This is a genomic window from Pantoea sp. SGAir0418 (assembly GCF_043529865.1).
The window spans coordinates 442,194-457,980 of sequence record NZ_CP027912.1 but is presented as its reverse complement, the minus strand read 5'-3'; the positions used below and the strand labels follow the sequence as shown (position 1 = coordinate 457,980).

Genomic DNA, 15,787 nt, shown 5'->3' with positions numbered 1-15,787 from the left:
ACGAACCAGCGCGGCGTTTATTCCCGCGCGGTAAAAATTATTTTATGACCAGCGCCGGATTACGGCGCGCATCGCGCACCGCAACGGCATGAATCAGCAGCCCCAGCACGGACAGAATGGCCCCAACCCAGCCGGTGGACTGCCAGCCCAGCCCGGCGGAAATGGTGATGCCGCCGAGCCACGCCCCCAGCGCGTTGGCAATGTTGAACGCCGAGTGATTAAGCGCGGCCGCCAGGGTTTGTGCATCACCGGCCACGTCCATCAGGCGGATTTGTAGCACGCTTCCCAGCGCCACCATGGTACCGACCAGCATCACGTTAAGCGCGCCCGCCAGCGCATAATGCGCGGCAAAGACAAACGCGCTCAATACCAGCAGCGACCACACCAGCACAATGCGGATGGTTTTCTCCAGCCCGCGATCGGCCAGACGTCCCCCGACAAGGTTGCCGATAATCATGCCAAGACCAAACAGCGCCAGTATCGCCGGTACCAGATTCTCCGGCAGGTGGGCCAGTTCCATCATGGTGGGTTTAACGTAACTGAATACCGAGAACATGCCGCCGCTGCCAATCGCGCCAATCGCCAGCGTCAGCAAAACCTGCTTGCGCGTCAGCGCCGAGAGCTCGCGCAGTGGACTGGCCTGCTTGTCACCGGCCACATTGGGCACCCAAAGCCACACCAGTAACAGCGTCAGCAGCGCCAGTCCGCCGACGATGGCAAACGCATCACGCCAGCCAAACCACTGGCCGATGGCGGTAACGGCAGGTACGCCAATCAGGTTGGCGATGGTTAATCCCAGCAGCACCATCGACACCGCCTGCGCGCGTCGCGCGCGCTCCACCAGTCCTGCCGCCACCAGCGCCGCAACGCCAAAGAAGGTGCCGTGCGGAAAGCCCGCCAGAAAGCGGGCTACCAGCATCGCAGGGTAGCCCGGCACGACAGCGCTCAGCAGATTACCCAGCGCAAACAGGCCCATCAGCGTCATCAGGAAATTACGCCGTGAAGCCCGCGCTCCGAGAATAGCCAGCAGCGGCGCGCCAATCACTACGCCGAGGGCATAAATGCTGATGAGATGGCCGGCCTCAGGAATCGTGACGTTCAGGCCTTTCGCCGCATCGGGCAGCAGGCCCATGATGACAAATTCACCGGTGCCGATGGCAAATCCGCCGGTGCCCAGCGCGAACAGCGCTTTTGGCACGCTGTGACGCGGCAGCGAGGCCTCGTCCGGGAGCTGAGAGAGTTGAGGTTGTACTGATGACATGTTTTTTTCCGTACCGCAGGTGAAAAAACAGCAAAGAGGCTGGCGACAGTGTCTGTTCAACAGCCTCTTTGCTGCGGGTTTTAGCGCGTCAAGCTTAGCGCATTTAAGGTTGAATCGGGTTCAACGAAGTCTTGAGCGCAACACGGTAACCGAAAAGCGCCTGCAACGGGCGAAAGGGCAAAAGCTCAGGACGCGCTGAGCGCCTGCCGCGCCAGCAGCGCCGCGCCCACCATGCCGCCCTGGTGGGCAAACTCGCCCGGCACCACCAGCGCATGCGCTGTGCTGCGCAACACACAGCGCTGCACCGCATCATTAAGCGCAGCAATCAGCGGGGTGACCGAAGCCAGTCCGCCGCCTACCGCCACCCGCGACGCGCCGGTAATGTTAATGGTGTAGGCGAGCGGCTCACTCACCAGTTGCAGCCAGGCTTCTATCGTCTGCTGCGCCCGCGCTTCTGCCTGCTGCCAGCGGGCAATGATTTCCACGCTGCTGGCGCTTTCAGCGTGCAGCACCTGATGCAGCGTTTCCAGTCCGCGCGCGCCGCCGTAGGTGTCCAGACACCCTGTCTGGCCGCACGGGCACGCCTGGCGCGGCACGCGCACGCGACGATGCGCCAGCGTCACTTCCGTGAGGGTAATCGGCCCGTGGCCCCATTCGCCGGTCAGGCCGTTTTGTCCGGTGATAATGCGGCCGTCCGCCACCAGACCACCGCCCACGCCGGAACCGAGAATCGCGCCAAACACCACTTTGTGCCCTTTGCCGCTGCCGGCCAGCGCCTCGGCCAGGGCAAAGCAGTCGGCGTCATTGTGTGCGATCACTGGCCGCTGCAGCACCTCACCCAGTTCCCGCGCCAGATTACGCCGGTGAAAAGCCGGGATGTTGCTGGCAAACATTTCGCCGGTTTGCGGTGCCACAATGCCCGCCGTAGAGATGGCGACAGCCGCCTGGCTGCTGAAATGGTTATGCTGCCCGGCGATCATCTCGCTGACTCTGGCGCAAAATGCCTGCCAGTCCGTCGCCGGGATTTTTTGCTGATCGAGCAGCGTTAGCCGATCCTGTGCATCCATCATGCCAAGCTTAATAAAGGAGCCGCCCAAATCGAGGCAGATCACGGTTGAGTGCGGATGAGTCATAAACGTTTATCCATTACATCGCGCAGGCCGTCGCCCAGCACATTAAAACCGAGCACGGTAATCAAAATCGCCAGTCCGGGAAATAGGGAGACGTAAATATTTAGCCCGAGAAAGTTGCGGCCATCGCTCATCATGGTGCCCCACTCCGGCATCGGCGGCTGCACGCCGAGCCCGAGAAACGACAGACTGGCGGCAGAAAGCACCACCGCACCAGCCGTTAGCGTCGACTGCACAATCAGCGGGCCAATGGCGTTGCGCAGAATATAGTGCGTGATAATGCGCGGGTATCGCACGCCAAGCATATGCGCCGCTTCGATATACTCCATGTTTTTCAGTCCCAGCGTCAGGTTGCGACTCAGACGTGCATACACCGGGATCGAGAACAACGAAATGGCGATCAGCATGTTTGTCAGCCCCTCGCCAAGCACGCTGACAATCAGAATCGCCAGTACGATGCCGGGGAAGGCGAAAATAATATCCATCAGCCACATGATCAGCGCATCAATTTTGCGTCCGGCCAGCCCCGAGATGATGCCCAGAGGAATGCCGATCGCCATCGAGATGGCCACGCTGAGACTCATTTCAAACAGCGTGATGCGTGCGCCATAAATGACGCGGGCAAATATATCGCGGCCGTAATCATCGGTGCCGAACCAGTGGGCAGCGGAAGGCGCCTGCAACGTGTTCAACAGATCCTGCTCGATGGGGTCCCAGTGAGTGATCAGCGGTGCGAAAAGGGCAGCCAGCACCACCAGCAGCACCAGCCCGCCTCCGGTCGTGATGGAAGGGTTGCCAAGCAAAAACCTCACGATCTGGCGGCGGCGCGCTGGCGGCGGCTGGAGAGAGGTGTCGAAACTGTTCATCAGTCGAACCTTATTTTCGGGTTAAGCAGGCCAATCACTATCTCACCCACCAGATTCATCAATACCACGCCGGTTACCGCCACTAACGTTACGCCCTGAATCACCGGATAATCGCGGTATTTCACCGAATCCACCAGCAGGCGGCCAATACCCGGCCAGTTAAACACCGACTCAGTGACCACTGCACCTCCGATCAGGCTGCCAAAATTCAGCGCGACGATGGTAACAATCGGTATCAGCGCATTGCGCAGCGCGTGTTTCCAGTTAACGCTGGCCGACGATAACCCTTTGGCCCTGGCGGTACGGATGTAATCCTGACTGAGCACATCCAGCATGCTGGAGCGCGTCATCCGCGCAATCATCGCCATCGGGAGAATCGCCAGCGTCACGGTCGGCATCACATAGTTGCGCCACGAATCAGCGCCGAGTAGCGGCAGCCAGCCGAGCTGTACCGCAAAGTAGTTCATCGCCAGCAACGCCAGCCAGAAGTTCGCAATCGAGGCACCGGCAATGGTCAGTACCATGACGATCTGATCGGGAATGCGCTGCCGGTAAATGGCCCCGGTCATGCCCGCCGGCACGCCGATGGCAATTGCCAGCAGGTACGCCAGCGCCGCCAGCGACAGCGTGTACGGCAGGCGTTCGCTGATTTCGGTCATCACTGGCCGCTGCGACTGCAGCGACAGCCCGAGATTGCCATGCAGCGCTTCACCGGCAAACCTGACGTATTGCAGCGGCAAAGGCTGATCCAGCCCGAGGCGCACGCGCATACTGTCCACCGCTTCCTGCGGCGCTTCCGGGCCGGCCATCAGGCGTGCCGGATCGCCCGGCAGCGCGCGGATGGCGATAAACACGATGATCGACACACCGAAGATAATCAACGGCAGCGAGAGCACCTTTTTTGCGACATACGCTTTCATATCAATCAGCCATCAGCACTATTTCTTCACGGCATCACGGACCACAATCTGGCCGCCCGGTTGCATTGTCACGCCACTGATATTTTTGCGCGTCGCATACAGGTCGTCCTGATAGTAGAGCAGCACCTGCGGGGCGAGTCCGCTGATCCGCTGCTGTGCCTGGAAATAGAGTGCTTTGCGCTGGGCATCATCGAGCGTGGAGGCGGCGCTATCGATTAGCTCATCGGTACGTTTGTCGCTGAAGAAGCCGAGGTTGGCCCCGCCGGGCGCAAAGCTGCTGCTGTGATACAGCGGACGCAACTGCAGATCCGAGCCGTACAGCCCCGAAGACCAGGACGCCAGCACCGCGTCCGTACCCTGCGCGGCTTTCTCTTTGGCATCGGCAAACGCCGCTTTGGCCCATACGCCGCTCTCCATCTGGCGCACGCTGAGCTTGACGCCAATTTTGCTCCACATACCCTGCAGAACCTGCGCGGTGCGTGCGTCGGGTGCCTGCACAGCAATCGACATGGCGAAGCCGTCGGCATAGCCCGCTGCCTTAAGCAGGTCTTTGGCTTTCTGCACATCGTACGGATAGTCATGCAACGCTTTGTCGTAGTTGGCATCGACCGGCGCCAGCGGGGAATTGGCCGGCTGCGCATAACCAAACATCACCGCTTTTACCAGCGCCTGCTGGTCGGTCGCGAAGTTCAGCGCCTGGCGGACTCTGACATCGCTGAGGGCTTTACTCTGTGTATTGAGATCGATCCAGAATACCGCCGCGCCCGGCGACTGTTTTAACTGCACGCCGGGATTATTTTTTAACATGCCGGCAAATTGCGGTGGCACCGGGTTAATAATATCGACCTGACCGGATTGCAGCGCCATATTCATGACTGACGGCTCACTGCTCCAGGTCCATTTTATTTCGTCCGGCCCGGCAGACTTGCCCCAATAGTCCGGATTCTTCTGCTCCAGGACAAATTCACCGGATTTATACTGCGCCAGTTTATAGGGTCCGGTACCGTCGGCTTTATTATTGATAGTGCCGGCTTTGTCAGCTTGTGGACTCACTATTAATCCCGGACCGGAGGCCAGCACAGTTAAAAACGCCGGATTAATTTTCTTCAGTGTAAAGGTGACGGTTAAGTCATCTTTTTTCTGCACGTCCTGAATAAAGGTGCGAATTTTCCCACTTCCGGCAAGACCGCGCTTCGTATCCAGATGACGCTGAAAGTTTTCAACGACCGCATCGGCATTAAATGGCGTGCCATCGTGGAATTTAACGTTGGGACGCAGCGTAAATTCCCAGTGCAGTCCGCTGTCGTCGGCATGCCAGGAGAGCGCCAGGGCCGGCATGATTTTGCCATCGTCACCGAGCCGCGTCAGGCCTTCATACATCGGGTCCAGCACCGTGCCGGTAAAGGTCGCGGTCTGATTGCCCGGGTCCATGCTGCGCGGCGGTTCGTTTTGCATAATGACCAGCTGAGCAGCCAAAACCGATGCGCTGGAAAACGACGCCAGAATACCCGCGGCAAGTGTCAGTATCCTGAAATGCTTGAGTGTGCTTTGCATGAAGGCCTCAGTGAATCAGTGACAAAGAGTGAAGAGTCATTGCCCGGCAGGCAGCTGACTGTCATTGCACGCCATCGCCTGCCATACGCTTTGATCATGTTAACGGCAGCAGAAGAACGGGCTCGACGCTATATAAGGCACACTCTGCAAACAAAAGCCAAGATGTCAGTTCATATATTTTACTTATAATTCGATCTGCATTCAGAAAATAAACTAAATACGCTTGAATTTGTTTTCATGGCTGATTATTGTCGGCCAAATACAGCCTGTGCCGTGAGAATCCGGATGCTTAATGCTCATCAGCAACAAATTCTGCGTTTATTAATTTCTTCGCATGGCATGAGCCGCACGGCAATTGCGGAAAAAATGAAGCTGAGTAAAGCCGCAATCAGCACATTAATCAAAGAGATGCTTAGCGCAGGACTGCTTGAGGAGAGCATTCCGGAAAGTAACGGTCAGGGTCGGCCTTCGGTGTTATTAAAAATGCGTGCCGACAGCGCCTATTTTCTCGGTGCGTCGTTGCTCGGTGACGATGTGTATCTGGTGCTGACGGATATGCACGGTCGCATCCTGGCCAGTACCCACATGCCGCTGAATCCCGATCCTGCGCTGCTGGCTGGTGCGCTGGCCGCCGCCATCCCCGGTCTGCTTGCACAAAAAGGCATCTCCGCCGACCAGCTTATCGGGCTGGGCGTCACGCTTTCCGGCTTTGTGGATGAAAACCAGGCGGTGTGCGTTCAGTCTGCCCTGCTGGGCTGGAAAAACGTCCCGCTGGCGGCACTGCTTAACGCGCAAACCGGTCTGGAGGTGTCACTGGAAAACGATGCCAAAGCTCTGGCGGTCAGCGAAAAGATTTTCGGCGTGGCGAAAAAGGCACGGAATTTCACCCTGATTTCCCACGGCGACGGCATTGGCTCTGCGCACTTCTTTCAGGGGCAGCTGCACCGCGGCGCGCACGGTGGGGCCGGTGAAATTGCTCACTGTACCGTAGAGCCGGGCGGGCGTCCGTGCCGCTGCGGCAAACGCGGCTGCCTTGATACGCTGGCGTCGCTCACTGCGATGCGTGAAAGCATGCGTGACAAACAGCTGCCCTGCACCAGCGTCGCCGAACTGGAAGCGCTGGCGGTAAAAGGCAATAGCGCCGCGATCGCCATTCTGCACCAGGCAGGTGACGCACTTGGCCTCGCCATTGCCAATATCATTCAGATGAACGATCCGGAGATGATTGTCATCGCCCATCAGCCGGATGCGTTCGACGGCCTGCTCAGAACGGTGGTGATGCAGGCGGTAGATAGTCACGTGTTGCCTTCAATCATGGGCAAGACGCCCATCGCCAGCATGGCGATTGATCAGTTCAGCTGGGCCCGCGCCGCAGCCAGTGTGGCGGCTTACCGTTTTATCGTTCACTTACCCGACTAGCGGAGTCTGTTATGCGCATTGCCTATGGTGGAATTCATACTGAATGCAGTACCTGGAATCCGGTGCTCAATTACGCCGACGATTTCCGCATCGTGCGGGGTGAAACGATGACGACCAATCCCTATTTCGCTTTTCTGCAGGATTACGCGGCCGAGTTTCTGCCGACCTTTCACGCCCGTGCCATTGCCGGTGGGCCAGTAGCACGTGTGACCTATGATGCCTTCAAACAGGAGTTTCTCCATCGGCTCGAGGCGTATTTGCCCGTGGATGGCGTTTACCTGGCGATGCACGGCGCGGTTTATGTCGAAGGGATGGAAGACGCGGAAGGCGACTGGATTAGCGCGACGCGCGAGCTGGTCGGGCCCGATTGTCCGATTAGCGTCAGCTACGATCTGCACGGCAATGTCTCGCAGCGCATCATCGACGCGATCGATATGTTTTCAACCTACCGCACGGCACCCCATATCGATGTGGAAGAGACCATGCGCCGCTCCGTCTCAATGCTGGTCAATAGCCTGCAAAGCGGCATCCGACCGGGTGTGGTGTGGGCACCGATCCCCGTGGTGCTGCCAGGTGAACGCACCAGCACCGAAGATGAACCCGCCAAAAGTCTGTATGCCAGCCTGCCCGGGATTAACGCACTTGAACATATCTGGGATGCTTCGCTGATGGTTGGCTATGTCTGGGCGGATGAGCCACGCGCCACGGCGGCAGCCATCATGACCGGCACCGATGCCGATGTGCTGTCTGAGCAGGCGGCCAAACTGGCGCTGGCTTACTGGCAGGCGCGTGAGCAATTTGTGTTTGGCTGCGTGACCGGCAGTACTGAAGAGTGCGTACGCATGGCGATTTCCAGTCCTGGCGGACCGGTGATTCTCGCCGACTCCGGTGATAACCCGACTGGCGGCGGCGTGGGCGATCGGGCCGATGTACTGGCCGAACTGCTGCGGCAAAATGCGCAGGATGTCATCGTTGCCGGCATTACTGATAAACCGGCCACGGAGGCGGCATTCGCCGCGGGCGTCGGCGCACGGCTCTCCCTGACTATCGGTGCCACGCTGGATCCTGCCGGCGGCAAAGTCAGCGGCGAGTTTGACGTGCTGCTGCTGAGTGATGATGCCCGTTCGGTTGCCCGTCAGGCGCTGCTGAAGATTGCAGGCATTACCGTGGTAGTTGCCGATCGGCGTCGTCCTTATCACAACCTGGCGGATTTCGCCCTGCTCGGACTCGATCCGCGCCAGGCAAAAATTGTGGTGGTGAAATCCGGTTACCTGTCGCCCGAGCTGGCGCCGATTGCCAATCCCAACCTGATGGCGCTGTCGGAAGGTGTGGTCGATCAGTATGTTGAACGGCTGGTGCGCAAGCGCAAGCAGCAGCCGGCTTATCCGTTCGATACCGATTTTACCTTTGTGCCGGTCAGCACCCGCTCGGCGCGCTTTGTGGCGGCACAATGAATCGCGCTGACCCGCCGGTGCTGAGCATCGAAAATCTCACCGTCGCGTTTCGCAGGGATGACCGCTGGCGCGAAGTGGTGAAAAACGTCTCTTTTACCCTCGGGGCCGGTGAAACGCTGGCGATCGTGGGTGAGTCGGGCTCAGGAAAAAGCGTTACCTCGATGGCGATCATGCGCCTGCTGAATAGTCGTCACGCACGTATCAGCGGCAAAGTGCTGCTGAACGGCGTGGATTTGCTCACGCTGAGCGAACGTGCAATGCGCGATATCCGTGGCAATGCCATCGCGATGATATTCCAGGAGCCGATGACCAGCCTTAATCCGTCGTTCACTGTCGGTCACCAGATTGCTGAGGCGCTGATCGCGCACCGCAAAATCAGCGCACGCGCCGCCCGCGAAGAGACCATCCGGCTGCTGGAGAAAGTGCGTATTCCCAACGCCGCAAAACGCTTCAGCGATTATCCGCACCACTTTTCCGGCGGCATGCGTCAGCGCGTGATGATCGCCATGGCGCTGGCGCTGCGGCCAAAAGTGCTGATTGCCGACGAGCCGACCACCGCGCTCGACGTCACGATTCAGGGTCAAATCCTTGACCTGATCAAGACCCTGCAGGAGGAGGAAGGCACCGCCGTGCTGTTCATCACCCACGATATGGGCGTGGTGGCAGAAGTCGCCGACCGCACGCTGGTGATGTATCAGGGCGCGATGGTGGAAACCGGCAGCACCGCCGCGATTTTCTCAGCCCCGGCGGCAGAGTATACCCGCACGCTGATTGCGACCGTGCCGCAGCTGGGTGCCATGCGCGGCATCGATGGACCGCGTAAGTTTGCGCTCAACGGCGAAGCGCCGGTGGCGCAGGCGCGGCAGACGCCACAAGGGCAAACGCCGCTGCTGTCGGTGAAGAACCTCAGCACGCGCTTCAGCATTCACGAAGGGCTGTTCAGCCGTAAAACCGGTGCGGTGCACGCCGTGGAGAATATCTCGTTTGATTTGCTGCCGGGTGAAACATTGTCGCTGGTCGGCGAATCCGGCTGTGGCAAATCCACCACCGGCCGCTCGCTGACGCGGCTGGTGCAGCCGGCCTCCGGGCAGATTGCTTTTGACGGCAGCGACGTGCTGACCCTCTCCCGGCAAGAACTGCGCAAGCTGCGCTGCGCCATGCAGATGATTTTTCAGGATCCGTTTGCCAGCCTTAACCCGCGCATGTCGGTCCTTGAAGCCCTCACCGAACCTTTTTTACAGCATCGGCTGGGCAGTAAGGCCGCCGCACAGAACAAAGCGGCCGAACTGATGACGCGCGTTGGCCTGCCCGCAACCATGCTGAAACGCTATCCACACGAATTTTCCGGCGGCCAGCGTCAGCGCATCTGCATTGCCCGTGCGCTGATGCTCGATCCGAAAATGATCATTGCCGACGAGTCGGTGTCCGCCCTTGATGTCACCGTGAAAGCGCAGATCATCAATCTGCTGCTCGATCTGCAACACAGCCTGAATCTGTCGTATCTGTTTATCTCACACGATATGGCGGTAGTAGAGCGTATCAGCCATCGTGTGGCGGTGATGCTGCTGGGAGAGATTGTTGAGATTGGACCGCGCGCGGCTATTTTTGAGAATCCGCAGCACCCTTACACACAAAAACTGCTCGCGTCGGTGCCGGTGCCCGATCCGGCGCGCCGCCATTTAAAACGGTACGTGGACGTCAGCGAGCTAAAGAGCCCGGTGCGTGCCAATGGATTTGTGCCGGAAACACGGCATTATCAGGAAGTGAGCGCCGGACACTGGGTGATGCGGTAAAACGCTGGCCGCGTTTTTCACTTCATCAGCACCTGGAACTGCGGATTAAACTCATCAAAAATTGGCAAAGCCGCTGCGCCGAGGGCGGCGGTGTCACTGCCGGTCATGCCGGTCTTGAGTCGCGTGCCGGTCAGATAGCGGCCGCGCACCGATTGGTAGAGCGGCGGCAGGCGCTGGATAATTTTATCCAGCAACACCGCTGGCATCATGCCGCCGATAATCACGCTCTCGGCATCAAAGATACACTCCAGCATGTTTATACCCTGTCGCAGCGGCGTAAGCACGGTATCAATCCAGCGATCAAACAGCGCCGGATCAACCTGCAGTAAATCTTCCGGCAGCGCGCTCATCGGGTCGAGCCCGCAGAATTCGTAAGCGGCCTGCAGCGAAACATAACGCTCCAGGCAGCCATGATTGCCGCAGTAACACTCACGTCCACCGGGTTCAACCACTACATGCCCTACTTCACCGGCGTTGTGCGCATGGCCGCTGTACACATGGCCATCCATGATGATGCCCGCGCCCAGGCCCGTGCCAATGTACAGATAAATAAAGGAATTAAGATGACGCGCCACACCGTGAAAGCGTTCGCCAATCGCCGCGACTGTGGCATCATTCTCCAGCGTGACCGGCAGTCCGCTCATCTCAGCGAGACGCGCGGCGATATCGACATCCTCCCAGCCGTGCAGCGTGGTCGGCCCCATTGACGAGATACCCTCCACACCAAACGGCCCCGGCATCACCACGCCAATACCCAGCACTTTTTGCCAGCGCGGCCCGGTCTGCTGTTTGATCTCCGCCAGCACCCCGGCAATGCGCGCTAATGTGGCATCCGGCTGCGGTTTTTGCACCATAATAAGGCGGCGAAAATGGATTTCACCGGTCAGGTCCACCAGCACAATCAGTAGCGTCTGATGGTCGAGATGGATGCCGATGGAAAACGCACTGGCCGGATTCAGGGTGACCGGAATCGCCGGCTGACCGCGGCCCTGCTTACGCGGCTGACGGCTGGTGAGCAACTCCGCCTGCTCCAGTTCAGCGACGATATTCGAGACGGTTTGCGGCGTTAGCGCGGTCAGTCGCGCCAGCTCGGCACGGGTCAACTCACCGTGCAGGCGTATCGCTTCGATAATCACCCGGCGATTGTGCGCGCGCGCATGTTCCAGATTGGTTCCCGACGTTTTCATCCTGCTCGCTTCCCTCTTTTAACCACCGCTGCGGACCGCCGCCTCAATATCTATGATCGGCCACACATTTTACAACCTGTTTACCTGACAGCGGCAAAAATCTGTGCAAAGTAGTGTCGGATGGCAGCGTTGTTTTCTGCCCTGGCACGTCCCTTGCTTTAGCTCACTGCTGTCAGCCACTGCGCGCTGGCAATCTGTGCGCGATATTAAATCAATCAAATTGATTTAATTAAACACCCTCTACTGCATGAAGGCGAGAACGCAATGAAAAATCAGATGAAAGGTTGTTTTGCCGCCGTACTGTTCGCCTGCGCGGGCAGCGCGGCAGCGGCTACCACTACGCTTAACGCCCTGTTTATGACCCAGGCGGCCTACAGTGAAAACGATATCCGCGCCATGACGCAGGCGTTTCAGACAGCGCACCCGGACGTGCAGGTCAATCTCGAGTTTGTTCCTTACGAAGCGCTGCACGATAAGATCGTCGCGGCACGCGGCGCGGGCGGCAATGGTTACGATGTGGTGCTGTTTGATGCCATCTGGCCGGCGGAATTCAGCAAGTTCGACCTGTTGCAGGATGTCAGCAGCCGTATCAGCGCAGATGAAAAAGAGAAAATCTTCCCCGGCGCAATGAACACCGTGGTGTTCAAAGGCAAAACACTAGGCATGCCGTGGATCCTCGACACCAAATATCTCTACTACAACAAAGCGATGCTGGAAAAAGCCGGCATCAAAGATCTGCCGCAAACCTGGCAGCAGGTGCTGGATGATGCGCGCATCATTAAGCAGAAAAATATCGTTAAATATCCGCTGGTATGGAGCTGGTCACAGGCGGAAGCGCTGGTGTGTGACTACACCACGCTGGTCTCCGGCTTCGGCGGCAAATTCTATAACAACGGTAAGCTCGATTTCTCTACGCCAGCCTCGCTGCAGGCGGTGAAGCTGATGAAAAGCTCGCTTGATGAGGGCCTGACCAACCCGGCTTCGCGCGAATATCTGGAAGAGGACGTGCGCAAAGCCTTCTCCAACGGCGATGCGGCTTTCGCTCTCAACTGGACCTACATGTACAACATGGCCAACGATGCCAAACAGAGTAAAGTCGCCGGCCAGGTTGGCATCATGCCCGCACCCGGCGATGCGCCCAATCGTTTCGGCGCGGTCAACGGTTCGATGGGTCTGGGCATTGCCAAAGGCAGCAGCCATCCGGAGCAGGCGTGGCAGTACATCAGTTACATGACTTCGCAGCCGGTACAGAATAAATACGCCACGCTCAGTCTGCCGATCTGGAAAAGCTCCTATCAGGATCCCGCGGTCAGTAAGAATCAGGAGAGCCTGATCGCTGCTGCCGACAAATCGCTGAATGTCATGCTGTCGCGTCCGGAAACCGCTGATTACTCACGTCTCTCCAACACCCTGCAGCAGCAGCTGCAACAGGTTCTGGTCGGCAGCGCGACACCGGAAGCGGCCATGCAGGCGGTAGACAAAAGTGCGGCGCGTCTGCGTTAAGGGGTCAGTATGCTGAGTTTGCGTCAACGCGAACAACGGCAGGCATGGGTGCTGCTGGCACCCATGCTACTGGTGATGCTGTTGCTCACCGCCTGGCCGCTGCTGCGCACTATCTGGCTGAGTTTTACCGACGCCGCGCTGATTGGCAGCGGCGGTGAAGCGCCGCAATGGATTGGCCTGGAGAACTATCTCTACGCCATTACCGATGCGGATTTTCAAACCTCGCTGTGGCGCACGCTCTACTTCACCGTGGTGTCAGTAGCGATTGAAGGCGTCATCGGCGTGCTGGTTGCGCTGCTGCTCAACCAGAAATTCGCCGGACGTAACGTGTTGCGCGTGCTGGTGATTCTGCCGTGGGCGCTACCAACCATTGTGAACGCCATGATGTGGCGCCTCAATTTCAATCCGGACTACGGCAGTATCAACGCCCTGCTGACACAACTCGGTATCATCGATGGCTACCGCAGCTGGCTGGGGTCGCCGGCTTCCGCGCTCAACGCGGTAATGTTTGCCGACATCTGGAAAAACTATCCGCTGGTGACATTGCTGGTGCTGGCGGCGCTGCAGTCGGTGCCGGAGGATCTCTACGAAGCGGCGCGGCTGGATGGCGCATCGGCATGGCGGCGTTTTCGTGCCATCACCTTTCCGGCGATTGTTGGCTCGCTCAGCGTGGCGCTGGTGTTACGCACCATCGACGCCTTTAAGATCTTCGACATCATCTATGTAATGACGCGCGGCGGTCCGGTCGACAGCACCAAAACGCTGAGCTTTTACGTCTATCAGGAATCCTTCAGCTACCTGCGCGCCGGCAGCGGTGCGGCTTATGCCATGTTAATGACGCTGCTGTGCGCAGTGCTGATCACCCTTTACATGCTATTACTGTGGCGGCAGCGCCGTCGGGGAAGTGCCTATGAAGGTTAAACTGCGTACCTGCGCTAAATACGCGGCGGCGCTGCTGGTGGCGCTCTCCGTCGTGGCACCGATGGGCTGGCTGTTTCTGATGAGCGTCAGCGCCACCAGCGATCTGACACGCGTGCCGCTGGAGTGGCTGCCGCGCCAGTGGGATTTCAGCCGCTACGGCAGGCTGATCTCGCTGGAACCCGGCCAGCCCGGCGCGCTGTTTCTGCATGCGCTGGGTAATAGCCTGCTGGTGGCAACCGGCGCAACACTGGTGTGCCTGCTGCTGGCGATTCCGGCGGCGTTCAGCTTCTCGCGCTATCGCGGTCGCGACGGCTGGCTGTTCGCGTCTCTGGCCATCTATATGGTGCCGCCGGTGGCGTTTGTGCTGCCGCTCTACTTTCTGCTGCAGCAGTTCGATCTGCTCAACACCCGACCCGGTTTGATCATCGTGTACTGCTCGCTGATTTTGCCGTTTCTCACCTGGATGCTGAAAAACCAGTTTGATGCCCTGCCGCAGGATATCGAACAGGCCGCGCGTCTTGATGGGCTGCGCGTCTGGCAGGTGCTGCTGCGCATTACGCTGCCGCTGGCGAAACCGGTGCTGGGCGCGGCGGCGCTGTTTGGCTGGCTGCTGGCGTGGGATGAATTTTTCTACGCCCTGCTGTTCACCAGTAACATCGCCGCGCAAACCCTGCCGGTCACCATTGCCGGCTTTACCGCAGGCCGCGCCACCGACGATGGGCTGATTGCCGCCGTCGGCATTCTGGCGTCGGTTCCTCCTCTCTTTATCGCTATCTGGCTGCAAAAAACGCTGGTCAGCGGCCTTGCCAGTGGCGGGAGCAAAGGATGATGAGCAATAAGGAAGCCCGCGCCACGCTCTACGTGGTGGGCAATATCAATGTCGATGTCATCATGGGTACGCTGGACAGCTGGCCGCAGCGTGGCACCGAAGTGATGCTGCAGCACAGTGAGCTGCGTCCGGGCGGTTCGGCGGGCAACTGCGCACTGGCGCTGGAAGCGATGCAGGTGCGCCATCGCGCCGTCGCTAATCAGGGCGATGACGGCCTCAGCGCATGGCTGGCGAGCCATTTTCCGCACAGCGCGGCGCACTGGACGCGCTACGCCTGCGAAACCTCGCTCACCGTTGGCGTCACGCACTCCGATCACGAGCGATCGTTCCTCAGCAATCTCGGTCACATTGTGCGGCTCAGCGCGCAGGACGTGTTGAGCCAGCTCCCGGCGCAAGCCAGCAGCGGCGATATCGTGCTGTTGTGCGGCACGTTTCTCTGCCTGCAACTGTATGACGACTATCCGCAGTTGCTGGCCGAACTGCATCAGCGCGGGTTTATCACCGCCGTCGATACCGGCTGGCCGCCGCAGGGCTGGAGCGATGAGGTACGCGTGCAGATCGCCCGCTGGCTGCCACAGTGCGACTGGCTACTGCTCAATGAAGTCGAAACGCTCGGGCTGAGTGGCGCAGATGATCTGCACACCGGCGCGCACCAGCTTGCGCAACGGCTCAGCGGGCGCGGCGGCTGCGTGGTGAAATGCGGTGCACAGGGCGCGGGCTGCTGGCAACGTCAGCACAGCCTGCAACAGCCTGGTCGCGCGGTCGCGGTGGTCGACACCATCGGTGCCGGCGACAGCTTTAACGCCGGCTTTCTCACCGCGCTGCTGCATCAGCAGGATCTTGCCACCGCACTGCAATGGGGCATTGCGGTGGCCTCACTGGCAATCAGCACGCAGCCACGTCGTTATCCCGACTGGCAACAACTGCAACTATGCGCACAGGAGTTTTAA

13 protein-coding genes are annotated in these 15,787 nt (G+C 59.2%); 7 read left to right on the top strand and 6 right to left on the bottom strand.

Annotated features, from left to right (window positions below; genetic code table 11):
* Positions 1–37: 37 nt before the first annotated feature.
* The 5 genes from C1N84_RS21195 to C1N84_RS21175 all read right to left on the bottom strand — a co-directional run bounded on the left by C1N84_RS21195 (position 38) and on the right by C1N84_RS21175 (position 5,731).
* Complete coding sequence (locus tag C1N84_RS21195; RefSeq protein ID WP_058770332.1) at positions 38–1,261, bottom strand: MFS transporter; 1,224 nt, start codon at positions 1,259–1,261, stop codon at positions 38–40.
* Positions 1,262–1,446: 185 nt separating this feature from the next.
* Positions 1,447–2,394, bottom strand: a complete 948-nt coding sequence (locus C1N84_RS21190; protein ID WP_058770333.1) for an ROK family protein — start codon at positions 2,392–2,394, stop codon at positions 1,447–1,449.
* Complete coding sequence (locus C1N84_RS21185) at positions 2,391–3,257, bottom strand: ABC transporter permease (protein ID WP_394541855.1); 867 nt, start codon at positions 3,255–3,257, stop codon at positions 2,391–2,393. The genes C1N84_RS21190 and C1N84_RS21185 overlap by 4 nt, the downstream gene beginning before the upstream one ends.
* A complete protein-coding gene (locus C1N84_RS21180) occupies positions 3,257–4,177 on the bottom strand; it encodes an ABC transporter permease (protein ID WP_021508908.1) in 921 nt (306 codons plus the stop codon). Before C1N84_RS21180 ends, C1N84_RS21185 begins: the two co-directional genes overlap by 1 nt.
* An 18-nt stretch (positions 4,178–4,195) precedes the next feature.
* Positions 4,196–5,731: an ABC transporter substrate-binding protein gene (locus C1N84_RS21175; protein ID WP_058770335.1), complete on the bottom strand. Its 1,536-nt coding sequence runs from the start codon at positions 5,729–5,731 to the stop codon at positions 4,196–4,198.
* Between the two features lie 285 nt (positions 5,732–6,016).
* On the opposite strand from C1N84_RS21175, the gene C1N84_RS21170 reads away from it, so the two are divergent.
* The 3 genes from C1N84_RS21170 to C1N84_RS21160 are packed head-to-tail and all read left to right on the top strand — an operon-like array spanning position 6,017 to position 10,397.
* Positions 6,017–7,150, top strand: a complete 1,134-nt coding sequence (locus C1N84_RS21170; protein ID WP_031279975.1) for an ROK family transcriptional regulator — start codon at positions 6,017–6,019, stop codon at positions 7,148–7,150.
* Positions 7,151–7,161: 11 nt separating this feature from the next.
* Positions 7,162–8,604, top strand: coding sequence for a M81 family metallopeptidase (locus tag C1N84_RS21165; RefSeq protein WP_264444184.1), 1,443 nt, complete (start codon positions 7,162–7,164; stop codon positions 8,602–8,604).
* The gene (locus C1N84_RS21160; protein WP_152390905.1) at positions 8,601–10,397 is read left to right on the top strand and encodes an ABC transporter ATP-binding protein; all 1,797 of its coding nucleotides are present in this window, start codon (positions 8,601–8,603) and stop codon (positions 10,395–10,397) included. Before C1N84_RS21165 ends, C1N84_RS21160 begins: the two co-directional genes overlap by 4 nt.
* A 17-nt stretch (positions 10,398–10,414) precedes the next feature.
* On the opposite strand, the gene C1N84_RS21155 is transcribed toward C1N84_RS21160, so the two are convergent.
* A complete protein-coding gene (locus tag C1N84_RS21155) occupies positions 10,415–11,584 on the bottom strand; it encodes an ROK family transcriptional regulator (RefSeq protein ID WP_058759002.1) in 1,170 nt (389 codons plus the stop codon).
* A gap of 264 nt (positions 11,585–11,848) precedes the next feature.
* Here C1N84_RS21155 and C1N84_RS21150 point away from each other — a divergent pair, with 264 nt between their 5' ends.
* Genes C1N84_RS21150 through C1N84_RS21135 form a run of 4 tightly spaced genes read left to right on the top strand, consistent with a single transcriptional unit; the run spans position 11,849 to position 15,787 of the window.
* Positions 11,849–13,087, top strand: a complete 1,239-nt coding sequence (locus C1N84_RS21150) for an extracellular solute-binding protein (RefSeq protein WP_058776097.1) — start codon at positions 11,849–11,851, stop codon at positions 13,085–13,087.
* Positions 13,088–13,096: 9 nt separating this feature from the next.
* Positions 13,097–14,008 carry a carbohydrate ABC transporter permease gene (locus tag C1N84_RS21145; protein ID WP_021508901.1) on the top strand — a complete coding sequence of 304 codons (912 nt, stop codon included), beginning with the start codon at positions 13,097–13,099 and terminating at the stop codon, positions 14,006–14,008.
* The gene (locus C1N84_RS21140) at positions 13,998–14,837 is read left to right on the top strand and encodes a carbohydrate ABC transporter permease (protein WP_021508900.1); all 840 of its coding nucleotides are present in this window, start codon (positions 13,998–14,000) and stop codon (positions 14,835–14,837) included. The genes C1N84_RS21145 and C1N84_RS21140 overlap by 11 nt, the downstream gene beginning before the upstream one ends.
* Positions 14,837–15,787: a carbohydrate kinase family protein gene (locus C1N84_RS21135; protein ID WP_058781050.1), complete on the top strand. Its 951-nt coding sequence runs from the start codon at positions 14,837–14,839 to the stop codon at positions 15,785–15,787. The genes C1N84_RS21140 and C1N84_RS21135 overlap by 1 nt, the downstream gene beginning before the upstream one ends.